This is a genomic window from Actinoplanes sp. CA-051413 (genome assembly GCF_050955795.1).
Classification (GTDB): domain Bacteria; phylum Actinomycetota; class Actinomycetes; order Mycobacteriales; family Micromonosporaceae; genus Actinoplanes.
Window position 1 is genome coordinate 6,835,776 of record NZ_CP192100.1, and the last position, 24,946, is coordinate 6,860,721.

At 73.3% G+C, this 24,946-nt stretch carries 19 protein-coding genes; 11 read left to right on the top strand and 8 right to left on the bottom strand.

All coding sequences use genetic code 11. The annotated features are described in order from the left end of the window. The first annotated feature begins 429 nt into the window (after window positions 1-429). Complete coding sequence (locus ACQP2Y_RS32215; RefSeq protein WP_433719252.1) at window positions 430-1,470, top strand: glycerophosphodiester phosphodiesterase family protein; 1,041 nt, start codon at window positions 430-432, stop codon at window positions 1,468-1,470. Between the two features lie 4 nt (window positions 1,471-1,474). After that, on the top strand, window positions 1,475-1,924 hold the full coding sequence (locus ACQP2Y_RS32220; protein WP_433719255.1) for a MaoC family dehydratase: 450 nt from the start codon (window positions 1,475-1,477) through the stop codon (window positions 1,922-1,924). Window positions 1,925-1,970: 46 nt separating this feature from the next. On the opposite strand, the gene ACQP2Y_RS32225 is transcribed toward ACQP2Y_RS32220, so the two are convergent. The 4 genes from ACQP2Y_RS32225 to ACQP2Y_RS32240 form a co-directional block, all read right to left on the bottom strand. Then, window positions 1,971-3,020 (bottom strand): M14 family zinc carboxypeptidase, encoded by a 1,050-nt coding sequence (locus ACQP2Y_RS32225; RefSeq protein ID WP_433719257.1) that lies wholly within the window; start codon window positions 3,018-3,020, stop codon window positions 1,971-1,973. Between the two features lie 57 nt (window positions 3,021-3,077). Then, window positions 3,078-3,791 (bottom strand): hypothetical protein, encoded by a 714-nt coding sequence (locus tag ACQP2Y_RS32230; RefSeq protein ID WP_433719259.1) that lies wholly within the window; start codon window positions 3,789-3,791, stop codon window positions 3,078-3,080. A gap of 61 nt (window positions 3,792-3,852) precedes the next feature. Then, entirely contained in the window at window positions 3,853-4,692 is an 840-nt protein-coding gene (locus ACQP2Y_RS32235; RefSeq protein WP_433719261.1) for a hypothetical protein, read from the bottom strand. Further along, the gene (locus ACQP2Y_RS32240; protein ID WP_433719263.1) at window positions 4,689-5,963 is read right to left on the bottom strand and encodes a WXG100 family type VII secretion target; all 1,275 of its coding nucleotides are present in this window, start codon (window positions 5,961-5,963) and stop codon (window positions 4,689-4,691) included. The genes ACQP2Y_RS32235 and ACQP2Y_RS32240 overlap by 4 nt, the downstream gene beginning before the upstream one ends. Window positions 5,964-6,048: 85 nt before the next feature. On the opposite strand from ACQP2Y_RS32240, the gene ACQP2Y_RS32245 reads away from it, so the two are divergent. Continuing rightward, complete coding sequence (locus tag ACQP2Y_RS32245; protein WP_433719266.1) at window positions 6,049-6,885, top strand: NAD(P)H-binding protein; 837 nt, start codon at window positions 6,049-6,051, stop codon at window positions 6,883-6,885. Here ACQP2Y_RS32245 and ACQP2Y_RS32250 read toward each other — a convergent pair. Together ACQP2Y_RS32250 and ACQP2Y_RS32255 are read right to left on the bottom strand one after the other, a co-directional pair. Continuing rightward, the gene (locus tag ACQP2Y_RS32250; protein WP_433719268.1) at window positions 6,878-8,980 is read right to left on the bottom strand and encodes a putative bifunctional diguanylate cyclase/phosphodiesterase; all 2,103 of its coding nucleotides are present in this window, start codon (window positions 8,978-8,980) and stop codon (window positions 6,878-6,880) included. The genes ACQP2Y_RS32245 and ACQP2Y_RS32250 overlap by 8 nt on opposite strands. Before the next feature lie 5 nt (window positions 8,981-8,985). After that, the gene (locus tag ACQP2Y_RS32255; protein ID WP_433719270.1) at window positions 8,986-9,795 is read right to left on the bottom strand and encodes an SAM-dependent methyltransferase; all 810 of its coding nucleotides are present in this window, start codon (window positions 9,793-9,795) and stop codon (window positions 8,986-8,988) included. Window positions 9,796-10,041: 246 nt separating this feature from the next. On the opposite strand from ACQP2Y_RS32255, the gene ACQP2Y_RS32260 reads away from it, so the two are divergent. The 3 genes from ACQP2Y_RS32260 (at window position 10,042) to ACQP2Y_RS32270 (ending at window position 15,243) form a co-directional block, all read left to right on the top strand. Then, window positions 10,042-11,499 carry an NlpC/P60 family protein gene (locus ACQP2Y_RS32260; protein WP_433719272.1) on the top strand — a complete coding sequence of 486 codons (1,458 nt, stop codon included), beginning with the start codon at window positions 10,042-10,044 and terminating at the stop codon, window positions 11,497-11,499. A 3-nt stretch (window positions 11,500-11,502) separates the two neighbouring features. Continuing rightward, window positions 11,503-12,567 carry a COG1470 family protein gene (locus tag ACQP2Y_RS32265; RefSeq protein ID WP_433719275.1) on the top strand — a complete coding sequence of 355 codons (1,065 nt, stop codon included), beginning with the start codon at window positions 11,503-11,505 and terminating at the stop codon, window positions 12,565-12,567. Between the two features lie 114 nt (window positions 12,568-12,681). Beyond that, window positions 12,682-15,243, top strand: a complete 2,562-nt coding sequence (locus tag ACQP2Y_RS32270; RefSeq protein ID WP_433719277.1) for a PQQ-binding-like beta-propeller repeat protein — start codon at window positions 12,682-12,684, stop codon at window positions 15,241-15,243. Window positions 15,244-15,257: 14 nt separating this feature from the next. On the opposite strand, the gene ACQP2Y_RS32275 is transcribed toward ACQP2Y_RS32270, so the two are convergent. Next, window positions 15,258-16,739, bottom strand: coding sequence for a dynamin family protein (locus ACQP2Y_RS32275; RefSeq protein ID WP_433719279.1), 1,482 nt, complete (start codon window positions 16,737-16,739; stop codon window positions 15,258-15,260). Then, on the bottom strand, window positions 16,736-18,532 hold the full coding sequence (locus ACQP2Y_RS32280; RefSeq protein WP_433719282.1) for a dynamin family protein: 1,797 nt from the start codon (window positions 18,530-18,532) through the stop codon (window positions 16,736-16,738). Before ACQP2Y_RS32280 ends, ACQP2Y_RS32275 begins: the two co-directional genes overlap by 4 nt. Before the next feature lie 225 nt (window positions 18,533-18,757). Here ACQP2Y_RS32280 and ACQP2Y_RS32285 point away from each other — a divergent pair, with 225 nt between their 5' ends. The 5 genes from ACQP2Y_RS32285 to ACQP2Y_RS32305 all read left to right on the top strand — a co-directional run bounded on the left by ACQP2Y_RS32285 (window position 18,758) and on the right by ACQP2Y_RS32305 (window position 24,880). Next, window positions 18,758-19,381, top strand: coding sequence for a helix-turn-helix transcriptional regulator (locus tag ACQP2Y_RS32285; RefSeq protein ID WP_360833731.1), 624 nt, complete (start codon window positions 18,758-18,760; stop codon window positions 19,379-19,381). 12 nt (window positions 19,382-19,393) lie between these two features. Next, complete coding sequence (locus tag ACQP2Y_RS32290; RefSeq protein WP_433719284.1) at window positions 19,394-20,053, top strand: DUF4255 domain-containing protein; 660 nt, start codon at window positions 19,394-19,396, stop codon at window positions 20,051-20,053. Continuing rightward, the gene (locus ACQP2Y_RS32295) at window positions 20,050-22,038 is read left to right on the top strand and encodes an ATP-binding protein (protein ID WP_433719286.1); all 1,989 of its coding nucleotides are present in this window, start codon (window positions 20,050-20,052) and stop codon (window positions 22,036-22,038) included. The genes ACQP2Y_RS32290 and ACQP2Y_RS32295 overlap by 4 nt, the downstream gene beginning before the upstream one ends. A gap of 90 nt (window positions 22,039-22,128) precedes the next feature. Next, window positions 22,129-22,821 (top strand): eCIS core domain-containing protein, encoded by a 693-nt coding sequence (locus tag ACQP2Y_RS32300; protein ID WP_433719288.1) that lies wholly within the window; start codon window positions 22,129-22,131, stop codon window positions 22,819-22,821. A gap of 112 nt (window positions 22,822-22,933) precedes the next feature. Then, the gene (locus ACQP2Y_RS32305) at window positions 22,934-24,880 is read left to right on the top strand and encodes a hypothetical protein (protein ID WP_433719289.1); all 1,947 of its coding nucleotides are present in this window, start codon (window positions 22,934-22,936) and stop codon (window positions 24,878-24,880) included. Window positions 24,881-24,946: the final 66 nt, after the last annotated feature.

Sequence of the window (24,946 nt, forward strand, 5' to 3'; positions counted from 1 at the left end):
CAAGTCCGTCTACATTGCTGACTGAACTGTTAAGCATCGACTGACATGGGGATTCCCTTAAGTGATCTTAATGAAGGCGTAATAAACCAGACACGTAGCGGAAGCGTGACAGGGCGCAGTGGATCATGGTCCGCCGAGCCTCTTCACGCCCGAGATGATCAACTAGGGGCGATCGGACACCGAAAATTCACGGGTTTCGAGGTCGATCGGACCATGGCCCTATCCACCGTTGGGACAGGCTTTTCCGGTCACACGACGGCGCGGCGACCATTGACGAACCTCTCCGCCTGCGAAACGCGAAATCAGCGCACCGAATCGGGGACCCGGCCGTTCACGGGTGTCCGAGAATGCATTCCCGTTACGTTTACGGTCCGGTAACCGCCGCGGCCTAGCGTCGTACGCTCAAATCCCGGAAAGGCGGAGGCCCCCATGCCACTGCGCCACCTGCTCGCCGCCCTGGCGTTCGTACCGGTGCTGGCCGGGCCGGGAACCGCCCAGGCCTCCCCCGCCGCCCGCTTCGACCTCCAGGCGCACCGCGGCGGCATCGGCCTGACCACCGAGGAATCCCTGGAGGGCTTCGCCAAGGCGCTGCGGCTGGGGGTCAGCACGCTGGAGCTGGACACCCAGCTCACCCGCGACCGCCGGGTCGTGGTCACCCACGACCGGCAGGTCAGCGCGCAGAAGTGCCGCGACACCGCGCCGGTCACGCCGGGTGACCCGCAGTTCCCGTACGTCGGCCGGTACGTCAAGGACCTGACGCTGGCGCAGCTGAGGACGATGGACTGCGGCTTCCAGCAGCTGCCCGGCTTCCCGGAGCAGGAGCAGATCAAGGGCCTGCGGATGGTCGAGCTGCGCCAGGTGTTCGACCTCGTCAGGCGCTACCGGGCCCACGGCGTGAAGCTGAACATCGAGACCAAGGTGGAGGCGGGCGCGCCCGAGCAGACCGCGCCCCGGGAGCTGTTCGTCCGCCGAGTCTTCGAGGAAATCCGCCGGACCGGCCTGGAGCGGCAGGTGACGATCCAGTCCTTCGACTGGGGCGCGCTGCGCGAGATGCACCGGCTGGCGCCCCGCTGGCCGCTGGTCGCCCTGACCAACTACGACTTCCTCCAGGTGGGCCGGCCGGGCGCCTCACCCTGGCTGGGCGGCATCGACGCCGACGACTACGACGGCGACTTCGTCCGGGCGGCGGACGCGATCCCGGGCGTGACGGCGCTGTCCCCGGTGTACGGCTTTCCGCAGAACGGCAAGCTGGGCGACCCGGGCTTCCGCTTCTACCCGGACGCGGCGATGGTGCGCCGGGCCCACGAGCGCGGCCTGAAGGTGATCCCATGGACCTGCGACGACCCGGCCACCGTCGCGGCGCTGATGGACCTGGGCGTGGACGGCATCATCACCAACTATCCGAACCGGGTCCGCCACCTGATGGCCGCGCGCGGCATGCGCCTGCCGAGGGCCTACCGGTCACACTGACCGGATGACCGCCTTCGACAGCATCGACGACCTGCTCGCCCGCGACGAGCTCGGCACCTCCGGCTGGCAGCTGATCGACCAGGCCCGGATCGACACGTTCGCCGACCTCACCGGCGATCACCAGTGGATCCACGTCGATCCGGAACGGGCCGCGAAGGAAGGCCCGTTCGGCGGGACGGTCGCGCACGGCGCGCTGACTCTGTCGCTGTGCACGGCGTTCATCACCGAGATCATCCAGGTCCGCGACGTGACCCGGGCGATCAACGTGGGCTTCGACCGGGTCCGCTTCCGCGCGCCGGTGCCGGTGGGATCGCGGCTGCGCGGCACCGCGACGCTGCTCACCTCACGGCGGATGGCCGGGTCGGCGCTGGCGACCATCCGGATAGCGGCGGAGGTCGAGGGGCAGACCAAGCCGGCCTGCATCGCCGACCAGGTCCTGGCGTTCTACAACTGAGCCCCGCCGGCGGCCCGGCTGGGCCGCCGGTGGAACCCGGGCCGGGTCAGGCGGCGTCGACGCGTGCCAGTGGGGACACGATGCCCGGCAGTGCGGGACCGCGGGCCGGGATCGAGTCCGCCCGCGCCGGATCGGCCCGCCGCAGCGATTCGTCCGCCGCCGCCTGCGCGGTGGCGAGCATGGACACGAACGCGGTGCGGATCTGGAACTCCACTTGCTCGGCGGGCAGATCGGAGAGCTCGACGAGCAGCGACGCACTACCCAGGATCCCGTACGCGTTGCGCGCGATGCCCTCGTAGTCGCCCCCGGGATAGCGCGTCACGTTGGCCCCGGCCACCCGGGTCATCGCGGCGTCGTTGACCACCGCGAGCCGGCGCGCCGCGGTGACCGCCGGAGCCGGGGCCAGCGGGCTGGTCGGCCACAGGATCGAGGCGGTGGTCTCCCGGCCGTCGGGCTGCAGGTAGCGGCCCTGCATGTGGTAGTCGATCACGACCTGCGGCCGGGTGGCCTGCCACAGCCGCAGGATCGCGCGTGACTCGGGCACCGGGTTGTCCCCGATGGGCGTGAGCGGGTTGTGGAAGCGGTTGATGTCGTACCCGACGCCCGGCTCGGTGTAGTCACCGGTGGCGGCGGGGTCGTGGTTGTAGCGCTGGTTGCGTACTGCGCCGTCGGGGTTGGCCTGCACCACGACGTCGATCGTGACCCGGCTGAGCAGCCAGCGGTGCCAGGCCGTGCGGGGCACCCCGAGAGACCACAACAGGCGTACGGCGGCCGGCGTGCCCAGCGGCTCGTCGCCGTGCTGCTGGGTGACGTAGAGCAGCCGGGTGGGGCCGTGCCCGACGCTGGCCAGGCGCAGCGCCCGGCCCTCGTTGCTGCGGCCGATGACGCCGAGCCGGACCCGGCCGGCACTGTCGCGGGCGATGCGCACGAGGGAGCGGCGCACATCGTCCGGGCTGGGCCGGGCCGGGATGAGCCGGGCGGGCACCTCCGCCGCACTGACCGGTGCGGCCGGCGCGGAGGTGCCGGCCCGGGCGGGAGCGGCGAACAGAGTGGTGCTGAGCAGGACAGCGGTCACGGCGACGGTGAGCGACTTCATCCGGGTTCTCCCGTGATCGACGTTGATCGATGAACGTCGCTCCACCGTACCGTCGAACTAGCCCGCCTTGCCGATCGACATGTACTGCACCGTGTCGCCCTTGAGCTCGAACAGGACGGTCCAGCCGGCGTGGCCTTCGACCGGCAGCTCGTACGCGGTCTTGGAAGTGCTCTTGAGCCCCTTGCCGTCATAGGCCGCCTTCAGCTCGGCCACCGACGAACCCCGCTTGACCCCGGCCTCCGTGACGGCATCCTTCGGCGCGGCGATGGAGCTGAGCCTGCCGTCCCGGAAAGAAGCACCCCCGGCACCGAGGTACGCCTCCAGCCGCTCGACGATGCGCTGCGTGGAATCGGCGTACGCCTTGGCGGCCTTGGCCGAACCGGCCGCGGAAGTATCGGTGCCCGCGTCGGCCTTCTCGACGGCCTTTTCGAGCTTTTCGTCGGCGGCCATCCGCTTGGGATCGGGCTTCGGGCCACCGACGAAGGAGTACACGTTCTTGCCGAGCACGGTCGAGACGGGCTCGGTCTGCAGCTCACCAGTGGCCAGCGCGTCCTTCTCGGACATGGTGATGGTGAGCTTGCCGAAGGAGTCCGGGCCGAAGTACTTGACCGCGGGAGCGCTGGATGCGGCCGGGCCGGCGCCGGCGACCGAGGCCGGCTCGGCGGCGGTGGGAGTCTTGCAGGCGGCGGTGAGGCCGGCGACGGAAAGGGTCAGGAGGCTGGCGATGACTCGCCGGCGCCAGGTGAATCGATGAAGGTCCCCGTTATGCATGCGGGCAGCCTAGATCGCCCGCACCACCAAGATCCATCGACATACGCCGCTTGTGATGGGGTCAGCCGGCGCTGGGCCACGGCACGGGGTCCGGCACCCGTTGCCACCACCAGGCTTTCCCCTCGGCCGCAACCGGCCGGTCACGGGTGGCGGCCCGAAACGCTTCGTCGACCCGGGTGAGTGCTTCGGTGAAGTGGCTCTGGACCGCAGGCGGGATCCGGTCGACGTCAGTGGCCAGATCGTCCCGGTTCGCCAGATCCTCCTGGTAGAAGGCCTCCGGATACCAGCCGTCCGGCGGCCAGCCCGACTTCATCCGTACGGTCAACGCCTCCCACGCCGCGAGCCGACCGCACGCGGCCCGCAGCACGTCCTCCCGCTCGGGGATCATCATCTCGCCGGCCAGCCAGGACTCGAACTCGGCCGTGACCGGGGTCGGCATCCGATGCTCCCGGATCACCTCCGGCTGCGCCTCGACCCGGATCCCCGGCAGCCACGCGACCGGCTTCGCCACCGCGTCGATGACGAGCACCGTCTCGCCTTCCTTGTCCTGCTCGTAGACGCGGGCCCGGGTCCGGGAGCCGTCCGGCAGTGCCATCCAGTACGCACTGGGCGGGAACGGCTCGGCCGGATACAACACCGGCAGCCCCAGTGACACGGCGAGCGATTCGGCGGCCTTCATCGCACCCGGCGGCTCCGGCACGGCCAGGTAGACATCCAAGGACCAGGAGAGATCACCCTGCACAGCTCGACAGGTGCACAGGACAGCCGCGTCCCAGTTACGCTCCTCAGCCTCCGCGTCGGCGACGTCCACCGCCTCCAGCGGGACGGAGGCCAGGTCGGCGAGCGCCGCGCTGAGCCGGGCTGTGTCGAGGTCACCGGCCAGGAGCAGGTCGTAGGTCATTCCGGGTAGGTCCCGTCGTAGATGGACTTCGCCTTGGCGATGGCTTCGGGATGGCTGACGTAACGGGGGTCCCGGGTGAAGACACGCACGCTGTCCACGTCGCCTCCCGCCCGAGCGATCTCTTTCAACGCCGCGAACTCGTTGCGGTCCAGTTTCACAATGCCAGGACCGGAGTCCGGGAACACGGTGCCACTCTGCTCGATGCCGTAGGTTCGGCCGTTGATCTCGTACCGGTTGATCTCGGGCAGCCACTCGGCGTGGCCGGCGGCGATCTGCGCGATGTCGTCGCGGATCAGGCTCTCGTTCCCGCGCAGGATCACGCTGTTGTCGCCTCTGACCTCGCCGTGCGCGGCACCGGTCACTGTGTGGCGCTTGTTCGGCGGCTTGAGGTCCTTGCCGCGCGCAGCGCCAGTGACGTCGTCGCGAACGGGCCACGGTGGTCCTGGAGGCGGAACGGCGGCGCCTGAGGACGAGCCGGCTGATCCGGCGCCGGTGCCCTGCTCGCCCTTGCCCGCGGACGCGTCGGCCCGGTTGACCTTGAGATCGTGGATGCGATCGCCGAGCCGGCGCATCGCTTCGCCGAGCTTGCGCAAGCTGGCGATCAGACCCTTGAGCCATCGGGCGATGCGCGCGCCCCACGCGGCACACAGCGTGGTCACCTGCTCCACGACCAGCGGTGTCGCCAGGCCTGCCGTGGCGATCAGCTCGCCCGCGTAGACGATCAACCGCGAGACGACGGTCGCGACGGCGTCACGGACCATGATCCGTACGGTGCCGATCAGAGTTCCGGCGGCTTCGGTCATCAGGGCCATCCCGTCGGCCGCCAGGCCGAGGGTTCGCAGGTTCTCCGCCCGGTGACCAGCGTGACGGCGGTACGCGTCGCCGGCCGCGCCCGTCCATCCCTCGACGTCCCAGCGAACCGAGCGGACCAGCTCATCGGCCTCATTGCCCAGACTGACGGCGACATTGCGCCAGGTCTGCGCGTGTGCCGCGATCTGGGCCGGATCTCCCGCCAGCCAGTCCAGCGCCTCGGACAACGGCTTCACATGCTCGATCAGCCAGGCGATGCCGTACTGCAGCAGCGCCCCCACCGGATCCGACACCAGGGCCAGCCCGTCCAGCCCCGCCCCGACCACCCCGAGCGTGCCGTCGATCCAGGAGCCGTTCTGCACGCCGGAGATGATCTGCTCGATGTCCTCGGCGATCCAGACGCCCGCCCATGGACTCGGGCCCTGCGTCGACGGCGCCGCGATCAGCGGGTTATCGGCCATCGGTCCTCGGCATGGCTGCCCTTCCCCCAGGAGTTCCGCCAGAGTAGTCGGTGGCACCACGACACATTCGACCGAGAGGAACGGCATGATTCTGGTTACGGGGGCGACCGGCACCATCGGCAGCGCGGTCGTCCAGGCCCTGCACGACACCGGCGTACCGGTCCGCGCCCTGGTCCGTGATCCCACCAAGGCCGCCGACCGCCTCCCCCACGGCACCGCCCTGGCCACCGGCGACCTCAACGACCCCGGATCCGTAGCCCCCGCCCTCCCCGGCATCGCCGGCCTCTTCCTCCTCGCCGGCTACGACAACGCCGAGCAACTCCTGGCCGACGCCCGAGCCGCCGGCGTCGGGCACGTCGTGCTGCTGTCGAGCAGCTCAGTCCTCGGCACCGACACAGACAACGCGGTGGCGCGCTACCACCTCGCCGCCGAGCGGGCCGTCGCCGGCAGTGGCATTCCCTGGACGTTCCTGCGGCCGAACAGCTTCATGACCAACACGCTGCAGTGGAAGGACCAGCTCGATCGGGGCGACACCATCAGCACCCAGTTCCCCGACGTCGCGGTGTCCACCATCGATCCCCGGGACATCGCCGATGTCGCCGTCCGGGCTTTCACCGAGCCCGGCCATCAGCTGCGGCGCTACCGGCTCACCGGGCCGCAGGCCCTCACCCCCGCCGACCGGGTCGGCGTTCTCGCCGAGGTGCTCGGCCGGCCGCTGCGGGCGGTCGGCCAGACCCGGGAGCAGACCCATGACGAGCTGTACGCGACCCTCCCCACCGAGTACGCCGCGGCCTTCGAGGCGTTCTTCGCCGACGGTGTCATCGACGAGACCACGGTTACGACCACCGTCGAAGAGGTGATCGGGCATCCGGGACGCACGTTCGCCCGCTGGGTGAGCGATCACCGCGCCGCGTTCAGCTGACGGGTTCCTCACGCAGCAGGTCGGCCACGCCGGCCGGGAGCATCGGGCGGGCGAACAGCCAGCCCTGGCCGGTGTCGCAGCCCAGCGCCCGCAGCCGGTCCGCCTGCAGCCGGGTCTCGACCGCTTCGGCCGTCACGCTGATGCCGATCGTGTGGGCCAGCCGGATGATCGTCTCCACGATGCGTTCGTCCACCGAGTCGCCGCCCGCCGGGTCGCGCAGGCCGTCGACGAACGGGCCGGCCAATTTCAGCGTGTGCACCGGCAGCCGGCGCAGGTACGCGAAATTCGAGTACCCCGTGCCGAAGTCGTCGATGGCGATGCGGATGCCGCGCTCGGCCAGGCTGGCCAGCGCCTGCAGCGGGCCGTTGGTGTCCATGATCGCGCTCTCGGTCAGTTCCAGGACCAGCAGTGACGGGTCCAGGCCGGTACGCGTGAGGATGCTCTCCACCTCGGCCGGCAGCGTCGGCTCGTGGGCCTGCGAGACCGTGATGTTGACGCTGACCGAGATCCGTACCCCGGGGAAGCGGCGGGCCCAGTCGGCCGCCTGGCCGCACGCCTGCTCGAGGACCCAGCGGCCCAGCGGCACGATGATGCCCGTCTCCTCGGCCAGGGTGATGAACGAGTCCGGGGTCAGCTCGCCGAGCTGGGGATGCTGCCAGCGCAGCAGCGCCTCGACGCCGATCAGGCGCTGGTCGGCCAGGTTCACCAGCGGCTGGTAGACCAGGGTGAACTCGCCGCGGTCGAGGGCGTCGGGCAGCGCCGCGGCGAGCGCGTACCGGGCCGCCTGGCGGGCGTTGCGGTCGGCGTCGTACATCACGAAGCGGCTGCGGCCCTCGGACTTGGCCACGTACAGGGTGAGGTCGGCGGCCTTCATCAGCTCGGCCGGGCTGGTCGCGTGGACGTTGCTCTCCACCAGGCCGATGCTGGCCGACACGCGCATCCGGTGCTGGCCCAGCTGGTACGGCTCGGCCAGCACGGCCAGGGTCCGCTCGGCCAGCTCCGTCAGCTCCGTCGGCCCGCTCGAGTTCTCGATCAGCAGCACGAACTCGTCGCCGCTCATCCGGCCGGCGAGCTGCCCGAAGCCCGCCGCGCACGTGCGCAGCCGCTGGGCCACCGCCACCAGCAGTTCGTCGCCGACCTGGTGGCCCAGGGTGTCGTTGACCCGTTTGAAGCCGTCCAGGTCCAGGTAGCACAGCCCGACCCGGGCGTCCGGGTCGCCGGTGTCGAAGATGCGCTGGAGCTGGTCGCCGACCATCGTGCGGTTCGGCAGGCCGGTCAGCGGGTCGTGGGTGGCCTGATACTCCAGCCGGTGCTTGAGCCGGCGGCGGTCGGTGATGTCCTGGACCATGGCGATGGTGAACTCCGGGGCACCGGCGTCGTCGCGGATCAGGGACACCGTCAGATCGGTCCAGACGACCGCGCGGTCCTTGCGGTAGTAGGCCTTCTCCATCCGTACGTGATCGTGCTCGCCGCCGATCAGCGCCTCGTACATCTTCCACATCTCGGGCGGGTCTTCGGGGTGGTTGAGCTGCGGCACCAGCAGGCTGCACATCTCCTCGGTGGTGTAGCCGAGCAGATCGGCGAACGCCTGGTTGACCTGCACGATGCGGCCGTCCATGGTGCTGACGCCGATGCCGATCGCCGCGCCGTGGAAGACCGCCCGCAGCCGCGCCTCGCTGGAGCGCAGCGCGCGCTCGGCGGAGGCGTGCGCGCTGAGCACCGACCGGCCGAGCAGCTCCTGCTCGGCCATGGTGGCGTCGCGGATCGCCGTCGCGTAGCCGGCGGCCACGGCGGCCTGGATCTCCACGATCCGGTCCGGTCCGGCTCCGGTGGCCGCGGCCAGGTGGGTGCCGATCAGGGAGACAGTGGCGGCGAGCACGGCCGGCTCGGTCAGGTGCGCCTCGACCAGCGCGAAGCCGACCGCGCCGACCGACTCGGGGTCGAACGACCCGGCCCGCGCCGCCTCGGCGAGCCGGTCGGTCAGGCTCCCCAGCAGGGCGTCGAGTCCGCCGAGGTCCATCGGCACGAAGCCCTCGTGGGCCACCAGCCGGCGCCAGCACGCCGCGAAGTCCGTCAGCCCGCCCTGCGAGCCCATCCCGGTCAGTCTTTTCTGCCGACGCCGGCGTAGGCACCGACCTGCTCGGGGTGCTCGTCGGCCGGATCACCGGGGTCCGGCCGCCACTGCGGTATGAACACCAGACCGGGATCGACCAGGGAGAACCCGTCGAAGTAGGCCGCGATCTGCGCCCGCGTGCGCAGCACGATCTCGGTCGCGGTACGGCCGGAGAGCCGTTGCGCCTCCACCACCTCGCTGGGCTGCCCGTCGGCCGTGGCGTGCGACACGAGCAGGTAGCTGCCGGGGGCCATCGCGTCCCGCAGCGCCGCCACGGTCGCGGCCGGCTCGTCGCTGTCCGGCACGAAGTGCAGCACGCCGGCCAGCAGTACGGCGACCGGCTCACTGAAGTCGAGCAGCCCGAGCCGACCGGCCTCGCCGAGCACCCGGTCGACGTCGCGGACGTCCGCGCAGATCACGCCGGCCCGGTCCACCCCCTTCAGGATCGCCCGGCTGTGCTCGACCGCGACCGGATCGATGTCGACGTAGACCACGGCCGCGTCCGGGGCGGCGGCCAGGGCGATCTCGTGCACGTTGCCGGCGGTCGGGATGCCCGAGCCGATGTCGAGGAACTGGCGTACGCCCTGCTCGACGAGGTAGCGCACGGCCCGGCGCAGGAAGACCCGGTTGGACCGCATGGTCTCGCCGATGTTCGGCGTCATCGCGGCGATCTGCTGGGCCAGCGCCCGGTCGACCGCGAAGTTGTGCGCCCCACCGAGGAAGTAGTCGTAGACCCGCGCGGCGCTGGGCCGATCGACGTCGATGCCGGCTGGAACCCAGTCGGACGGTCCGGTCACGGTGGAGCCTCCCTGTTCGCGGCGCGCGGTCGATCTCCACAATGGCCCGCGGCACCGCCCACGGTCCTCGGCAAAGCGGTGCGTCAATATAGGACGAAGGGGTGAACCTGGCCGGACGCGCGCTGCCTGAAAGGGCACTGATCGGCACCCCGGGCCGTGCCTGATCCGCCCGCCACCGGCGCCCCGGCCGTTCCTATCGTGGCGGGATCGCGGCCGGCGACCTCTTCCCGGCGAAGGAGGGGCTCCATGCGGACGTATTCGGCCGAGCAGATCTACGGCTTCGCGCTGAGCGCCGGGTTCTCCCCCGACGCGGCCGCCACCATGACCGCGATCGCCCTGGCCGAGTCGCGGGGCAACACCGGCGCGCACAACTCGACCGGCGAGGACTCCCGGGGGCTGTGGCAGATCAACGCGGCGGCGCATCCGGACCTGGCCCGCCGCTACGACCTCTACGACCCGGTCCACAACGCCCGGGCCGCCTTCGAGGTGTCCGGCGGCGGGGCCGACGTCTCGCCGTGGACGGTCACCCACGGCGGTTCCTCCGCGCGCTACCTGCAGTACCAGGACGAGGCCCAGGGGGCTGCCGTCGCGGCCGGCCAGCCGTCCGGCCTGGGCGTCTGGACCGGCACCCCGGGGTACGGGCACCCGCTCGCGCCCGGTGGCGGCGCAAGTGGTGGCGGCACTGCGGCCTTCGCGCAGGGTGCCACCGGCGACAACGCGGCCCTCGACCGTTTCCTCGAGGTCGCCCGCAACCAGATCGGCGACCGGTACGTCTTCGGCTCGGAGGCCGACCTCGACGATGCCGACCCGGAGGTCTTCGACTGTTCCGAACTCACCCAGTGGGCCGCGAGCCAGGCCGGGGTGACCCTGCCCGACGGCGCCACCCAGCAGTACCTGCACCTGAAGAAGCTCGGGGTGCTGGTGCCGGTCGAGGAGGCCAAGGACATCCCCGGCGCCCTGCTGTTCTCCTTCGACCGTGAGCCGCGCCTGGGCGACGGCCGTACCCCGGGCGCGCACGTCGCGATCAGCCTCGGTGACGGCGCCACCGTGGAGGCCCGCAACTCGCGCGACGGCGTCGGCCAGTTCACCTCCGGCGACCGCTTCCAGTACGCCGCGGTCATCCCCGGCATCTCCGACGGCGAGGCCACCGTCCCGCCCCCGGTCACCCTGCCGCCGGTCGAGCCGCCACCCCTGCTCGGCGGCCCGGACACCGACGCGGACGGCCTGAGCGACGCCTACGAGCAGCAGGCCGGCTTCGACCCGGCGAACCGGGACACCGACCGCGACAACCTGCCCGACGGTTACGAGGCCGTGGTGATCCGCACCAACCCGCTGCAGGCGGACAGCGACTCCGACGGGCTCTCGGACGCGTTCGAGATCCCCAGCGGGCTCGACCCGAACTCGCCGGACACCGACCGCGACGGCCACCTCGACGGCAGTTTCGCGGCCGACTGGCGTGACGACGACCGGGACGGCCTCGACAACCGGCTGGAGCAGATCAGCGGGCTCGATCCCACCCGGGCCGACAGCGACAACGACGGCATCGCCGACAAGCTGGAGCTGCAGAGCGGCCCGGACCCCGCGGCCGACCCGCCCGGCGGCCCGCTCGGCCCCCACGACCCCCTCGGCCCGGCGGGCCGGCTCAGCCCGGCAGACACCCGGGCGCCGCTGGACACCGACCCGTATGACTTCCCGGTGGGCTGACGGGTGCACGTCGAGATCGTGCTCCCGCACGTGCCGGCCGACCTGGTGCCCGGCACGCGCACGACGGTGCCGGCCGAGCTGCACAACCCTTCCGGTACGGCGGTCAGCGTGCGGTTGTCGGTCGCGCGGGGCCGGGTCGGCGACTGGGCGCTCGTCGAACCGGCGACCGCCGACCTGGCCCCGGGCGGGCACACCGCCGTCGAGGTGGTCTTCGACCCGCCGGCCGGCACCGCGACCGACGCCGCTCTGCTGCCGTTCACCGTGCGGGCGACCGACGCCGTCGACGACGCCCGGGTGGGTTCGGCGACCGGGCTGGTGCGGTTGACCGGCCGCGACGACCTCACCGCGACGCTGGGCGCGGAGGTGGGCACGGCGGCGGTCGGCCGGTACGCCCTCTGGCTGCAGAACCGCGGCACGAAGGCGGTCAGTCTGGGCCTGGCGGCGCGGCTGGAGCCGGACACCGGCCGGGCCACGGTGGAACCGGCCGTCGTGGAGCTCAGCCCGGGCGGCACCGCGACCGCCCGGGTCACCACCCGTCCGCGGCGGCGCCTGGCCGGGCGGCCCAGGACCTACGGGGTCACGGTGGCCGGCCGCGACCTCTCCGGCGGTGGTGACGGCCGGCAGGTGCTGACCGTACGGGCGGACGGCGCGGCTCCGGCCCGTACCGGTGTCGCAGTGGTCCTGGCGGTCCTGACCGTGCTGGTGGCCGCCGGCGCGCTGACCGCCTGGCTCGCCCCCGGCCGGCTCCCGTTCCTCGACCGCCGGGCCGGCCCGGCAACCAGCACCGCCGCCGCACCCGCGGGCGCGGTACGCCGGCCGTACGTGATGGTCGACTCCCGCCCTCAGCTCGCCCCCACCGACCGGACCGCCGCCGAGGCGACCTTGACCCAGCTGACCGCGGTCGGGTTGCCGGTGCGGCTGGTCGACAGCAAGACGTCCGACGAGATCGCCGACGGGACCAACGGCTTCTGGGTGGTGCTGCGCGACGGTTTCGGCTCCGCTGAGGAGGCCGATGCCTTCTGCGCCCGCTACCGAGGGGTGACACCGCAGTGCGAGGTCGTCCGCTGAGGGGCCGCTGTCGTGCCCGATCGGGCAGCGGACTGCCCGCAAGGCCGCACGTCCGGCCATCTTCGGCCGCCCGGCGACCGCCCTACGGTGGAGAGCACGCTTGGGGAGGACCTCGTGGAGTACGGCCTGGGTGTCGACCTCGGAACCACCTGCACCGCGGCCGCGGTGCGGGTGGGGGAACGCCTGGAGATCGTCCAGCTGGGCACCCGGCGGCCGGAGATCCCGTCGGTGGTGTTCGTCAAGGCCGACGGCGAGATGCTGATCGGGGACGCCGCCGACTGGCGCGGTGACGCCGAGCCGGACCGGCTGGTGCGCGAGTTCAAGCGCCGGATGGGCGACCCGGTGCCGATCATGGTGGCCGGGTCGCCGTACTCGGCCCACATGCTGACCGCCCGACTGCTCCGGCATGTCGTCGACACCGTGACCCAGCAGCGGCAGCAGCCGCCGAGCAGCATCACCGTCGCCCACCCGGCCAACTGGACCCGGTTCAAGCGGGACTTCCTGAGCCAGGCCGCACACCTCGCCGAGCTGGACGACGTCGCATTCCGTACCGAGCCGGAGGCGGCGGCCCTGCAGTACGCGGCGGCCGAGCAGCTCGGGACCGGCGAGACGCTGGCCGTCTACGACCTGGGCGGCGGCACGTTCGACGCCGCGGTATTGCGCCGCAGTGCCACCGGCTTCGAGCTGCTGGGCGAGCCGGAGGGCATCGAGCACCTGGGTGGCGGCGACTTCGACGAGGCCGTGCTCGATCACGTGACGACCATCCTCGGCGGCCCGTTCGCGGAACTCGACTTTGACGACGACGACGTGGTGGTCGGGCTGGCCCGGCTGCGCCGCGACTGCGTACGGGCCAAGGAGAACCTGTCCGCGGACACCGAGACCAGCGTGCAGGTGGCGTTGCCGGGGCTGCACCAGCGGGTCCGGCTGAACCGCTCGGAGTTCGAGGCCCGGATCGGCCCGCCGCTGGAGCAGACGGTGGCGGCGATGCGCCGGGCGTTGCGTTCGGCCGGTGTCGCGCCGGAGGAGCTGCGGTGCCTCCTGCTGGCCGGCGGCGCCGCCCGCACCCCGCTGGTGGGACAGCTGCTGGCCGCGGCGTTCGACCGGCCGCTGGTGCTGGACGCGCATCCGGAGCACAGCATGGCGCTCGGGGCCGCGCTGACCACCGGCCCGGCTCCCGTGCCGGCGGCAGCGCCCGCTCCCGCTCCGGCGCCCGCGGTGGGGACCGCATCCATCCCGGTGGTGGTCGCCGCCCCGGTCAAGCGCCGCGGGCGGTGGCGGGACTCGCTGCGCAAGGCCGCCGGCCGGACCGGCGCCACCCTCACGACCCGGCGCGGCGGGCTGGCGGCGGGCGCCGGTGGCGTGACAGCCGCCGCGGTCGTCGCGGCCCTGCTGTGGTGGCCCGAGGCCGACGCCGACGTCACCCCGCCCCCGGGGCCGTCCCCGTCGGCGTCGGCCGGCCCGGTCCAGCTCTTCGCGGCGACACTGGCGGGCCCGGTCGGCACGGCCGCCACGGCCGACGCCCAGCGGATCTTCGTCACCACCGGCCGGACGATCCAGGCGCTCCGGCGCGCCGACGGCAAGCCGGCCTGGGCGCGACCGTTCACCGCGCCGGCCGCGATCGTCGCGGCACCGCAGCTGGCCGGCGACACCCTGTACGTGCCCGGCGACGACCAGCACCTCTACGCCGTGAACGCCGCCGACGGTGAGCAGCAGGCCCGGATCAGCACCGGCAGCCGCGACCCGGGCCCGCCCACCGCCGCCGGGGACGCCGTCTACTTCGGCACGTCGGGTGGCTCGGTTCGCAAGATCCGGGCGGCCGACCGCAGCCCGCAGTGGCTGTTCCAGACCGGCAACGCGGTCTCCCAGCCGCCCGCCGTCGCCGCCGGCCTGGTGGTGGCGAGCAGCGGCGACGGCTCCCTGTACGCGTTCGGCGACGACAGTGGTGACCTGCGGTGGAGCGCCGAGCTGAAACCGTCGTCCGCGCCCGTCGTGGCCGGCGGCCGGGTCTACGTGGGCAGTGACGACCAGCGGGTGCACGCCGTCGACGCGCGTACCGGCGAGACCGACTGGACCTTCGCGACCGGCGCGCCGGTGGTGTCCACGCCCACGGCCGCCGGTGCCCTGCTCCACGTCGGCGGCCAGGACGGGATCGTCTACGCGATCGACGCGGCGACCGGGGACGAGCGCTGGCGGTTCCCCGGGGCGGCCGGTGAGGAGTTCGGCTCCCCGATGGTGGCGGCCGGGGTCAGTTACGTCGCGGCGTCCACCGGGAGGCTCTACGCGCTGGACGCGGCGACCGGGCGCCGGCTGTGGACGTACGACCTGAAGGGCAAGCCCGCACCGCCGCTGCTGGCCGACGGGGTGCTCTACCTCGGCACGGCCGGCAAGCTCCTGTACGCGTTCCGGGTCGCGCCGCCGGGAGCCGCGGTGCCGTCCTTGGCGCCGTCGCGGCCGGTGGCGACCGTGCCGACGCCGACCCGGACGCCGCAGCGGGCGCCCACGCCGGCCCGGACCGAGCCGGGGCGCCAGACGACCAGCCCGACGAAGAAGCCGACCAGGACGTCACGGCCGCCGAGGACGACCAACCCGCCTACCACCCGGCCACCCTCCACGCGGCCCCCGGCAGAACCCACGACACCGCCCACAGCACCCGACGACCCCGGCGACGGCGGCTGACCGGCGTGACGGCCCTAATTGGGCCGCGGTGCTCGCAGGCCGGCCAGGATGCCTTCGCAGGTGCGGACGGTTGCCCGGGCCGCGGCCCGCATCTCGTGCACCGACATGGGATGCTCGGCGATCCGCCGCCAGCGCCGCAGAGCCGCACCGGCCTCGGCCAGCAGCAGGTCAGCCGGCGCGTCCGGCGGCTGCCCGAGCCGGATCGCCGGCTCCGCCCCGGCGCCGCCCAGCAGCCGTTGCATCTCCGCCAGCCGGTCCGGCGCCCCCGGCAGCCGGCCGGAGCTCAGCAGGTGCAGCAGCCGGATCTCGACGAACTCGTGGGCGCCGGCCCGGATCTCCTCGGCCCGGGCGGCCAGGTCACCGGCCGCGTCGTAGCGGTGGCCGCGCAGCAGGTCGTCCAGGGTGGTCAGCGCGGAGCGGGCCTTGAGCACCTCGCGCCGCCCGAGGAACTGCGCGGCGAGAATGGCCTGCAACCGGTCCAGGCCGCTGCGCACGGTGAGCTCGCGCGCCAGCCCGTCGGCGCTGCGCACCACGCCCTCGCGGATCAGCTGGACGCCGAGCCGTACGCCGAACAGGCCCAGCCGGTCCAGGACCTGCTCGCGGGCCGGCCCGGTCGCCACGACACCCGCCCGGGGCGCGACGAACCGGTCGGCGGTCAGCAGCATCGCGACCAGGTCCGGGCCCGGCGCCCCGGCGATCACCTGCAGCGTCCGGAACTCCTCCTCGCGCAGGGTGGCGCCGGCCGCGCCGAGCAGGCCGGCCACCGGTACGACGATCGGGCAGAGCCGGCGCAGCCGTTCGTCCGCCTGGTAGCGGGCCGCGACGGTCCCGGCCGTGGTCATCGCGTCCAGCCGGCAGCCGCCGACCTCGTCGGCCCGGGACAGCACCCCGACCGCGTTGATCGGTGAGCCGCGCGCGAGGTCGTCGCCGCGGAAGGCCTCCAGGAAGCGGATGTCGGTGCTGTGCATGTGGCGCAGCAGGTAGACGACCGCGTCGGCCTGGGCGCGGTGCTCGTCGTCGGCGCCGAGGTGGGCCAGCGTCCGGACCGACACCTCGGCCGAGATGGACGCGAGGCCGGGGGTGTCGATCAGCGTGTGCTCACGCAGCCGCCGGCTGGGCACCTCGATGTCGAGCCGGTCCACCCGTTCGGCCGGATGTCCCAGGTCCACCCGGATCGCCCCGGACTGCCGCCGGAACGGCCGCTGCTCCGCCGGCCCGCCGGTGAGGTGCACGACCACCCGGTACGCCGGCCCGTCCCGGTACCAGGTGACGATCTTCGTGCACTCCCCGGCGTCGGTGGGCGCCAGCTCCTCCCCCACCATCGCGTTGAGCAGCGTCGACTTGCCCGCCTTGACCTTGCCGGCGATGGCCACCCGCAGCGGCTCGTCCAGCCGGCGCAGCGCCGCGCCGACCACCGCGCGGGCCGCCGGCTCGTCGATGTCCCGGCCGGCCAGCAGGAGCAGCTCGCGGACCTGTTCCAACAGCTGCTGCGTCATGACCGGCCGCCGCTGCGGGTCAGGCTCTCGCCCACCCGGTCGAGGGCGCGGGCCTGACCGTCCAGCTCCCGGGCCCGGCCGGCGCGTTCTGCCTCGGGCAGCTCCCCGGCCTCCCGGACCGCCGCCAGGGCCTGGGCCGACGACCGCTGCGCGGCCAGGGCCCGGGACGCGAACTCGTCGCGCAGGTAGCGCTGCGCCCGGCGGACGGCGTCGCGGGAGTCGTTGCCGACCACGAAGCCGACCTCGTCGACGTAGCGGCGCAGCTCCTGGCGGGCCAGCTGCCGGCGCTGCTCGACCTGGCGGCCGCGCTCGATCTTGAGCAGCCGGTGGCCGACCACGAGGCCCGCGACCGCGCCGACCGGGCCGAGGAACGCCATCTCCAGCAGTGTGCCGACCGCGTGCGCGACGACCACACCGCCGACGGCGAGCCGGGCCGCGGTGAACATGCCCAGCCACCGGCCGGCCGTACGGTCCTCGCGCATCCGCGGGCCGTCGACCGTGGACAGGGAACCGGCCAGGGCGGGCAGGTCCAGGTCGAGAGCGCCGTACTCGTGGTCGAAGTGCTCGGCGACGTCGCGGGCGAGCTCGTCGGCCCGGGCGACCAGCGCGTACAGGTTGTCGACGGCGACCGCGGTGGCCTCCTTGGCCGCCCAGGCCTCGAAGTCCGGCCAGGTGTCCTTGGGGTCGCCCAGCTCGAGCAGCGCCTCGCCGTGCCGCTGCATGGACCGCAGCCGTTCCCGCAGGTCCTGGTCGACCTGGGTGCCGAGGTCCTGGATGCCGTCGTTGAGCGCGGTCTGCCAGGAGGCCGCGGGGCCGGCCAGGCGGGCGCTGCGGCGGACCTTCTCGGCCAGCCGGTCGGCGATCTCCGCGGACGCCTCCGGGTGGTGCACGGCGGTGCGTTCGACGGCGACCTGGTCGCGCAGCTGGCCGAGGACGAACGCGACGTCACGCCGGGTCGCGGCCACGGTGGTGGTCTCGGCGCCGGCGAGGACCTCCCGGGCGAGGATCCCCAGCAGGGTGGGGAAGCCGGACTCGTCGTTCAGGGCGTCGTCGCCGCTGCGGCCGGCGTGCAGCCGCAGGAACGACGAGACGGCGACGATGCGCAGCGGGAGGCCGGCCCGGGCGAGGTGGGCGCGGTTGAGCTCGGCGATCCGGCGCCACTGCCGGTGCAGGTCGGTCTTGGTCATGACGCACACGACCGCGGGGCAGCCCTGCACGGTACGCCGCAGGAAGTCAAGTTCCGGCTCGGTGAGCTCCTGCGCGGCGTCGGTGACGAACAGCGCCGCCCGGGCCAGCGGCAGCACACCCAGGGTCAGATTGCCGTGCGCCGAGTCCAGGCCGCCGACGCCGGGGGTGTCGACGAAGGTCATCCCGCCGCGCAGCAGCCGGCGGTCGAGGCGGACCTCCACGGTACGGACGGGCTGACCGTTGTGGCCGCCGGCGACGACCTCCCGCAGCCGGTCGAAGGGCACCGCGACCCGCGACGGGGTCTCTCCCTCGGCGCCCACGAACGCCGCGGCCGAGGGTGGCGTCCCGTACCGGACGATGGTCGGCACCGCGGTGACCACGTCCGCGTCGACCGGGCACACGTCGGTCCGCAGCAGCGCGTTGATCAGAGTGCTCTTACCCTGCTTGAACTCGCCGACCACCGCGATCGGCACGTCTGCGCCGGTCAGCCGGGCGCTGAGCTGGTCCAGCCGGGCCACCAGGTCGCCGCGGTGCGCCTGCTCGGCCATCCGGCGCACCTCGCCGAGATCGGCCAGCGAGCGCGCCACCGCTGCGCTCTGTGTCACGCCGGCCTCCCTCGGTGATGCCGTCGGGAAAAACTGTCCGTCACCACGCGGCGGGTTGTAAACCCGCGGCCGGGCTCACGGCCCGCGGGGTCGGCCGATCAGGCACCGCCGTTCCGGCCTTTCGGGCAGCGCTCGCTGACGTTGAGTGCACGTTTACTGCACGCGGAGTCGCGCCCGGCATCCTGGTCCGGCTGTCCCGCAGCGGCGTCGATCCTGGAGGCGGAGATGACACGGATACCGGTCTACCTGGATGCCGGCGACCCGATCTGCCGGGCCGGGCTGGCCAGCCAGCTGCGGCCGCGGCCCGAGGTGCTGGTGCTCGACGACGGGGAACGCGACCGGGCCGAGGTCGGCGTGGTGGTCACCGACACGATCGCCGACGAGTCGATGCGGGCCCTGCGCACGATGCGCTGCGCCGGCATCAACCGGCTGATCGTGGTGGCGGGCCAGATCGACGACGCCGACCTGGTGGCGCTCATGGAGGTCGGCGTGGCCGGGTTCGTCCGCCGGGCCGACGCGACCGCCGATCGGCTGGTGACGGTGATCCGGTCGGCGGCGGCCGGTGAGGGCTCGGTGCCGCCGGACCTGCTCGGCCGGCTGCTCGCCCAGGTCGGCAAGCTCCAGCAGCAGGTGCTCGGCCCGCGCGGCCTCACCTTCTCCGGCCTGTCGGACCGCGAGGTCAAGGTGCTCAAGCTGGTCGCCGAGGGACTGGACACCTCGGAGATCGCCGTCTCGCTGTCCTACTCGGAGCGCACGATCAAGAACGTGCTGCACGAGGTGACCAGCCGGCTGCAGCTGCGCAACCGGTCGCACGCCGTCGCGTACGCGTTGCGCAACGGCCTGATCTGACGGGCGTCCGCGGTGATTCACGAGGTCGACGAGGCGCTGCGGCGCCTGGTCAAGGAACAGGCGCTGCACGGCACCGACGTGGAGATCGCTTTCGAGGCGCCGACCAAGGACTGGGCGGCGCGGCGCAACGCGCCGACGGTCAACCTCTACCTGTACGACATCCGCGAGGACCTGCGCCGGCGGCAGCGCGGACTGCTCAACGAGTACGCCAGTGACGGCACCGTGGCGGCCCGGCACGTACCGCCCCGGCACATCAAGCTGTCCTACCTGATCACCGCGTGGACCCAGCGGCCCGAGGACGAGCACCGGCTGCTGTCCGAGCTGTTGCTGAACATCCTGGCCAACGAGGCCATGCCGGCGGACCTGCTGACCGGGTCGCTCGCCGCGCTCGGGTTGCCCGTACCGATGACGATCGCGCTGCCGCCGCCGGAGGACCGGGCCTTCGCCGACGTGTGGACCGCGCTCGGCGGCGAGCTGAAGCCGTCGCTGGACGTCGTGGTCTGCGCGCCGGTCGACGCCGGCCGCCGCTTCCCGGCCGGGCCACCCGCGACCGAGGGCCTGCGCATCACTGTCGGCGACGACGCCGCGGTGGCGCACCACGTGGGCGCCGCCGAGGAGCCGGGCGGGCCGCCCCGGGTAAGCATCCGCCGGGTCGCGGAGCCCCGGACGTGACCAGCCCGCTGGCCGTCCTGGACGGGCTGGCCGCGCTGGAGGGGCGGATCCGGGCCGCGGTCGCCGACCGGCGGGCGCTCGATCCGAACCCGGACGACCCGTTCCGCGGGCTCTACCTTTCCGACGAGGCGATCGCGGCGCTGCTGGACGAGCCGCGTACGCCGTTCGCCGCGCCCACCGGTGGCTCCCGGCTCGGGGCGCTGGCCCAGGCTGCCCAGCTCATGCCGCTGGACGAGGAACTGCTGCTGGTCGCCCTCGCGCCGGACGTCGACGGGCGCTTCGAGCAGTTCTACGGCTACCTCAACGACGACGTGACGCGGCGGCGCGCGACCGTGAGCCTGGCTCTGCGACTGTGCGGTGTTGCCGAGGCCTCCGCGGGAGGGCGGGCCCGGCTGGACGCTGCGGCGCCCCTCGTCCGGTGCTGCCTGGTGACCGTGGAGCAGCCCGACCGGCCGTTGCTGTCGCGCACGTTGCGCGTACCGGATCGGGTGGTGGCCCATCTGCTCGGCGACGACCGGCCCGACCCGGCACTGGCGGAGATCCTCGCCCGGCCGGACCTCACCGGCATGCCGGTCCCGCCCGGCGCCGACCGGCTGGCCCGGGCGCTCGCCGCCGGAGCCGAGCTGATCTACCTGCGGGAGCGGCCCGGCGCCGGCGGCCTCGCCACCGGGCTGGCCGGCCTGACCCTGCTCGACCGGCCCGCGCTGGGAGTGGACGCCACCCGCTTCGCCGCCGCCACCGAGCGTGCCGAGCTGGCCCGCGCGCTGGTCCGCGAGGCGGTGCTGACCGGCGCCGGCCTGGTGCTCGGCCCGGTCGGCGCGGACGGTCCCGGCGCCTGGCTGGACGCGCTCGCCGAGGTGCCCTCGGTCGTGCTGTTCGGCGCGGCCGGCTGGGACCCGTCGTGGAGCCGGCGGCCCGCCCTGCTGCTCGACGCCGTGCCGATGGCCGCCGGACAGCGCGCGGCGCTGTGGCAGGCGGCCCTCGCCGGCCGGCCGGCGGTCACCACCGACGCGGCCGCGGTCACCGCCCACTTCGTCCTGGACCCCGTGCAGGTACGCCGGGCCGCCGACGCCGCGGCGCTGGACGCGCTCTCCGACGGCGGCACGATCAGCGCCGCCCACCTGCGCCGCGGCGCGCGCAGCCAGAACGCGGCCGGGCTGGAGCGACTCGCCCGCCGGATCCAGCCCGGCGTCGACTGGCCCGACCTGGTGCTCCCGCCGGTCGTGCTCGGACAGCTGCGCGAGTTCGCGGCGCGGGCCCGGCACCGGCATCTGGTGCTCGACGACTGGCGGATGCGCCCGGGCGGCGGCCGGGGACGCGGCATCACCGGGCTGTTCGCCGGGGACTCCGGCACCGGCAAGACCATGTCGGCCGAGGTGATCGCGGCCGAGCTCGGCCTCGACCTCTACACGGTCAACCTGGCCACCGTGGTGGACAAGTACGTCGGCGAGACCGAGAAGAACCTCGAACGGATCTTCGCCGAGGCCGCCGGGGTCAACGGGGTGCTGCTGTTCGACGAGGCGGACGCCATCTTCGGCAAACGCTCCGAGGTGCGCGACGCCCACGACCGGTACGCCAACATCGAGAGCGCGTACCTGTTGCAGCGGATGGAGACCTTCGACGGGCTGGCCATCCTCGCCACCAACCTGCGGGCCAATCTGGACGAGGCGTTCACCCGCCGGCTCGACACCGTGGTCGACTTCCCCACGCCGGACGAGGCGCTGCGCCGTACGCTCTGGGACCGCTGCCTGGGCCGGCTGCTGCCGCGCGACCGGGACGTCGACCTCGGCTTCCTCGCGGCGGCCTTCGAGCTGTCCGGCGGCCACATCCGCTCGGCGGCGGTCACCGCGGCGTACCGGGCGGCCGACGGCGAGCGGGCGGTGACCATGACCGACGTGGTCGCGGCCGTGGCCAGTGAGTACCGCAAACTGGGCCGGCTCTGCCTGGAACGGGAGTTCGGCCCGTACCTCACGCATGCCCGATAGGGCAGCAGTTCTGCACTCACGGCGGTGCCCGCGATTCTTCCCGGCCCGGACCGGCGCCGCGATCCTGGAGCTGTCCGGAAGGGGGCGGTCATGCGCGCGCACGACCACGAGAGCGACACCGATGCCGGCCTGCGGCCCCGGGGCGACCGGGTCGGCCCGGGCCGCGAGGACCTGACCTACCGAGCGGCGGCGACCGGCCGTACCGAGGCGCTGGGTGCCGGCGGGCTGCTGGATCTGCAACGGACCGTGGGCAACGCCGGCGTCGGCGCGGTCGTCGGTTCCGGCGGGGGCAGCCCCCTGGATGCGGACACCCGCGCCGACATGGAAGGCCGGCTCGGCGCCGACTTCGGTGACGTCCGGGTGCACACCGATCAGGCGGCGCACGACTCGGCGCGGTCCATGAACGCGCAGGCGTACACGGTCGGCTCGAGTGTGGTGTTCCAGCGCGACCGGTACGACCCCGCGTCAGCCGACGGCCGCCTCATGCTCGCGCACGAGCTGACCCACGTGGTGCAGCAGCGCAGCGGACCGGTGGACGGCACCGACACGGGCACCGGCGTACGGGTGAGCGACCCGTCCGACCGCTTCGAACGCGCGGCGGTCGCCAACGCGGAGCGGGCCCTGGCCCAGCCCGCAGCGCCCACGGCCCAGCGCACCCTGGACACCCCGACCGGTACGGCGACCGTCCAGCGCGACGAGGCGCCGCCGGAGGAGGAAGAAGAAGCGCCGGCGCAGACCTTCGTCCAGCGCGAGGAGGAGGAGCAGGAGGACCAGGCGCCGTAGCCCGTTGCCCGATGGGGCACCGTCGACTGCCTGCCCGAGGGCATGGTCCGCCCTGCCGGGCCGGTCCCGCCCGGGACAGCGTGGTCCGTGAACTGCGTGGCGGGAGTTGACCATGGCAATCATCTGCGCTCAGTGCGGGCACCGGAACCCGGACGGCTCGCGCTTCTGCACCAACCGCGACTGCGGGGCCTTCCTGGCCTGGACCGACCCGAACGCCGGACCACCGGCGCAACCGCCGCGCCCGGAACCGGCCCGGCCGCTGCCCCGGCAGGGTGACGCCACCCGCTGGGGAGCCGGCGTGGACGGCCACAGCGACGTGGCCGCCAGCATGACGCTGACCGACGCGACCCTGGCCGTTGTGCCCGGCGAGACGGTCAGCACCACGGTGTCGGTGCACAACGGCGGCGGTCAGGTCGAGCAGTTCGCCCTCACGGTCCTCGGGCCGACGGCCGGCTGGGCCGAGATCGAGCCGGCCGTGCTCGCGGTCTACCCCGATGCCCGGGCCGAGGCCGTGATCCGCTGGTCGCCGCCGCGGCAGGCCAGCACCGCGGCGGGCCGGGCGCCGTTCACGGTCCGGGCCGCGTCGATCCTGCACCGCGGGTTGCAGGTGCACGCGACCGGCGTGCTGGACGTCGCCGAGTTCCGGGCTCTGACGGCCACGCTGACCCCGCAGACCACTTCCGGCCGCTGGCAGACCAGCCACCGGATCCAGCTGACCAACGAGGGCAACGTCGTCGAGCCCGTACAGCTCAAGGCGACCGACCCGGCCGGGCGGATCAAGTTCTCGCTGCCGGCCGGTGAGCTGCCGGTGCCGCCGGGCTCGCAGAGCATCGACATGTCGGTCCGGCCGCCGTGGCGTTTCTTCGGCCGGCCGACCAGCCTGCCGTTCCAGGTGATCGGGACGCCGCGGCCGCCGGTCACCCCGGTACGGCTCGACGGCACCCGGGAGGTCGTGCCGCTGATCGCCGGCTGGATCCCCAAGGTGGCCATCGGCCTGCTGGCCCTGGGCGTCGCGGCCGCGGCCATCGCGCTGTTCGCCAGATCCTCCGAGGATGGAGCCTCCGCGGGCGGCGGGGCCTCGGCGAATCCGGCCGGAGCCACGGCCGCCGCCACCCAGGCCGTCTCAAGCCAGCCTCAAATCCCGCCCGTTGTCGGTTCCGGCCCCGCCAAGCCGTCACAGCCGGCCACCTCCGCGCCGGCGAAGAAGAACGACACACCGTGGGCTGTCGTAGACGGCAGCGGCGCCCTGGTGTTCACCAAAGACGCCACGACTGTCACACCGCTGGGCACCGGGCGGTTCGAGGTCACCTTCGACCGGGCTGTCGACGGCTGCGTCTTCCTGGGCACCGTGGCGGCGTCCGGTGGTCAGCCCGTACCGGAAAGCGGTCTGGTCTTCACCGCGAGCGGCAGCAACCGCAACAGCGTGCTCGTGCAGACCCGCAACATCGACGGCACGCCTGCCGCCCACCCGTTCCATCTGCAGGTCCGCTGTTCCGTCGGCCAAACCGCAGTGGTTTCGGGCGACCGGGTGGTCCGCGACACCGACCGGGCGAGAGTCGAGCAGACCGAGGACGGGCAGTGGGAGGTCCGCTTCAACCGCGACATGCGGGAGTGCTCGTACGTCGCCACGATCGGCGATCCGGGCACCGACGACCCACCGACCGGGCTCATCACCGTCGGTGCCGGGCGGCAGAACAAGGCCGCCATCCTCGTCGAGACCAGGACCCGTGACGGGCAGCGCGCTGACATGCCGTTCCATCTGCAGAGCCGGTGCTCGGGACTCTTCGTCATTGTCGACGCCGACGGCCGGACGGTGCTGGACCGCGGGTTCGACGAGGTGGGCCGGGCCAACCAGGGCGTGTGGGAGGTCAACTTCAACCGCGACGTGTCGAGGTGCTCCTACGCGGCCTCGCTCGGTGATGCCGACCTCGGCGGAGTGGTCTACGCCGCGAGCGGGTCCCGCCCGACCAGCGTGCAGATCCACACCCGCAAGCTCGACCCCGGCACGGGCGTCCCCACGCTCGCCGACGCCCCGTTCCACCTTCAGGTCGTGTGCTGACCGCCTGCCCCAACGGGCACCGCATGTGCACTCAGGGGCGGCCCGACGGCCATGCCGCAGCCCCGG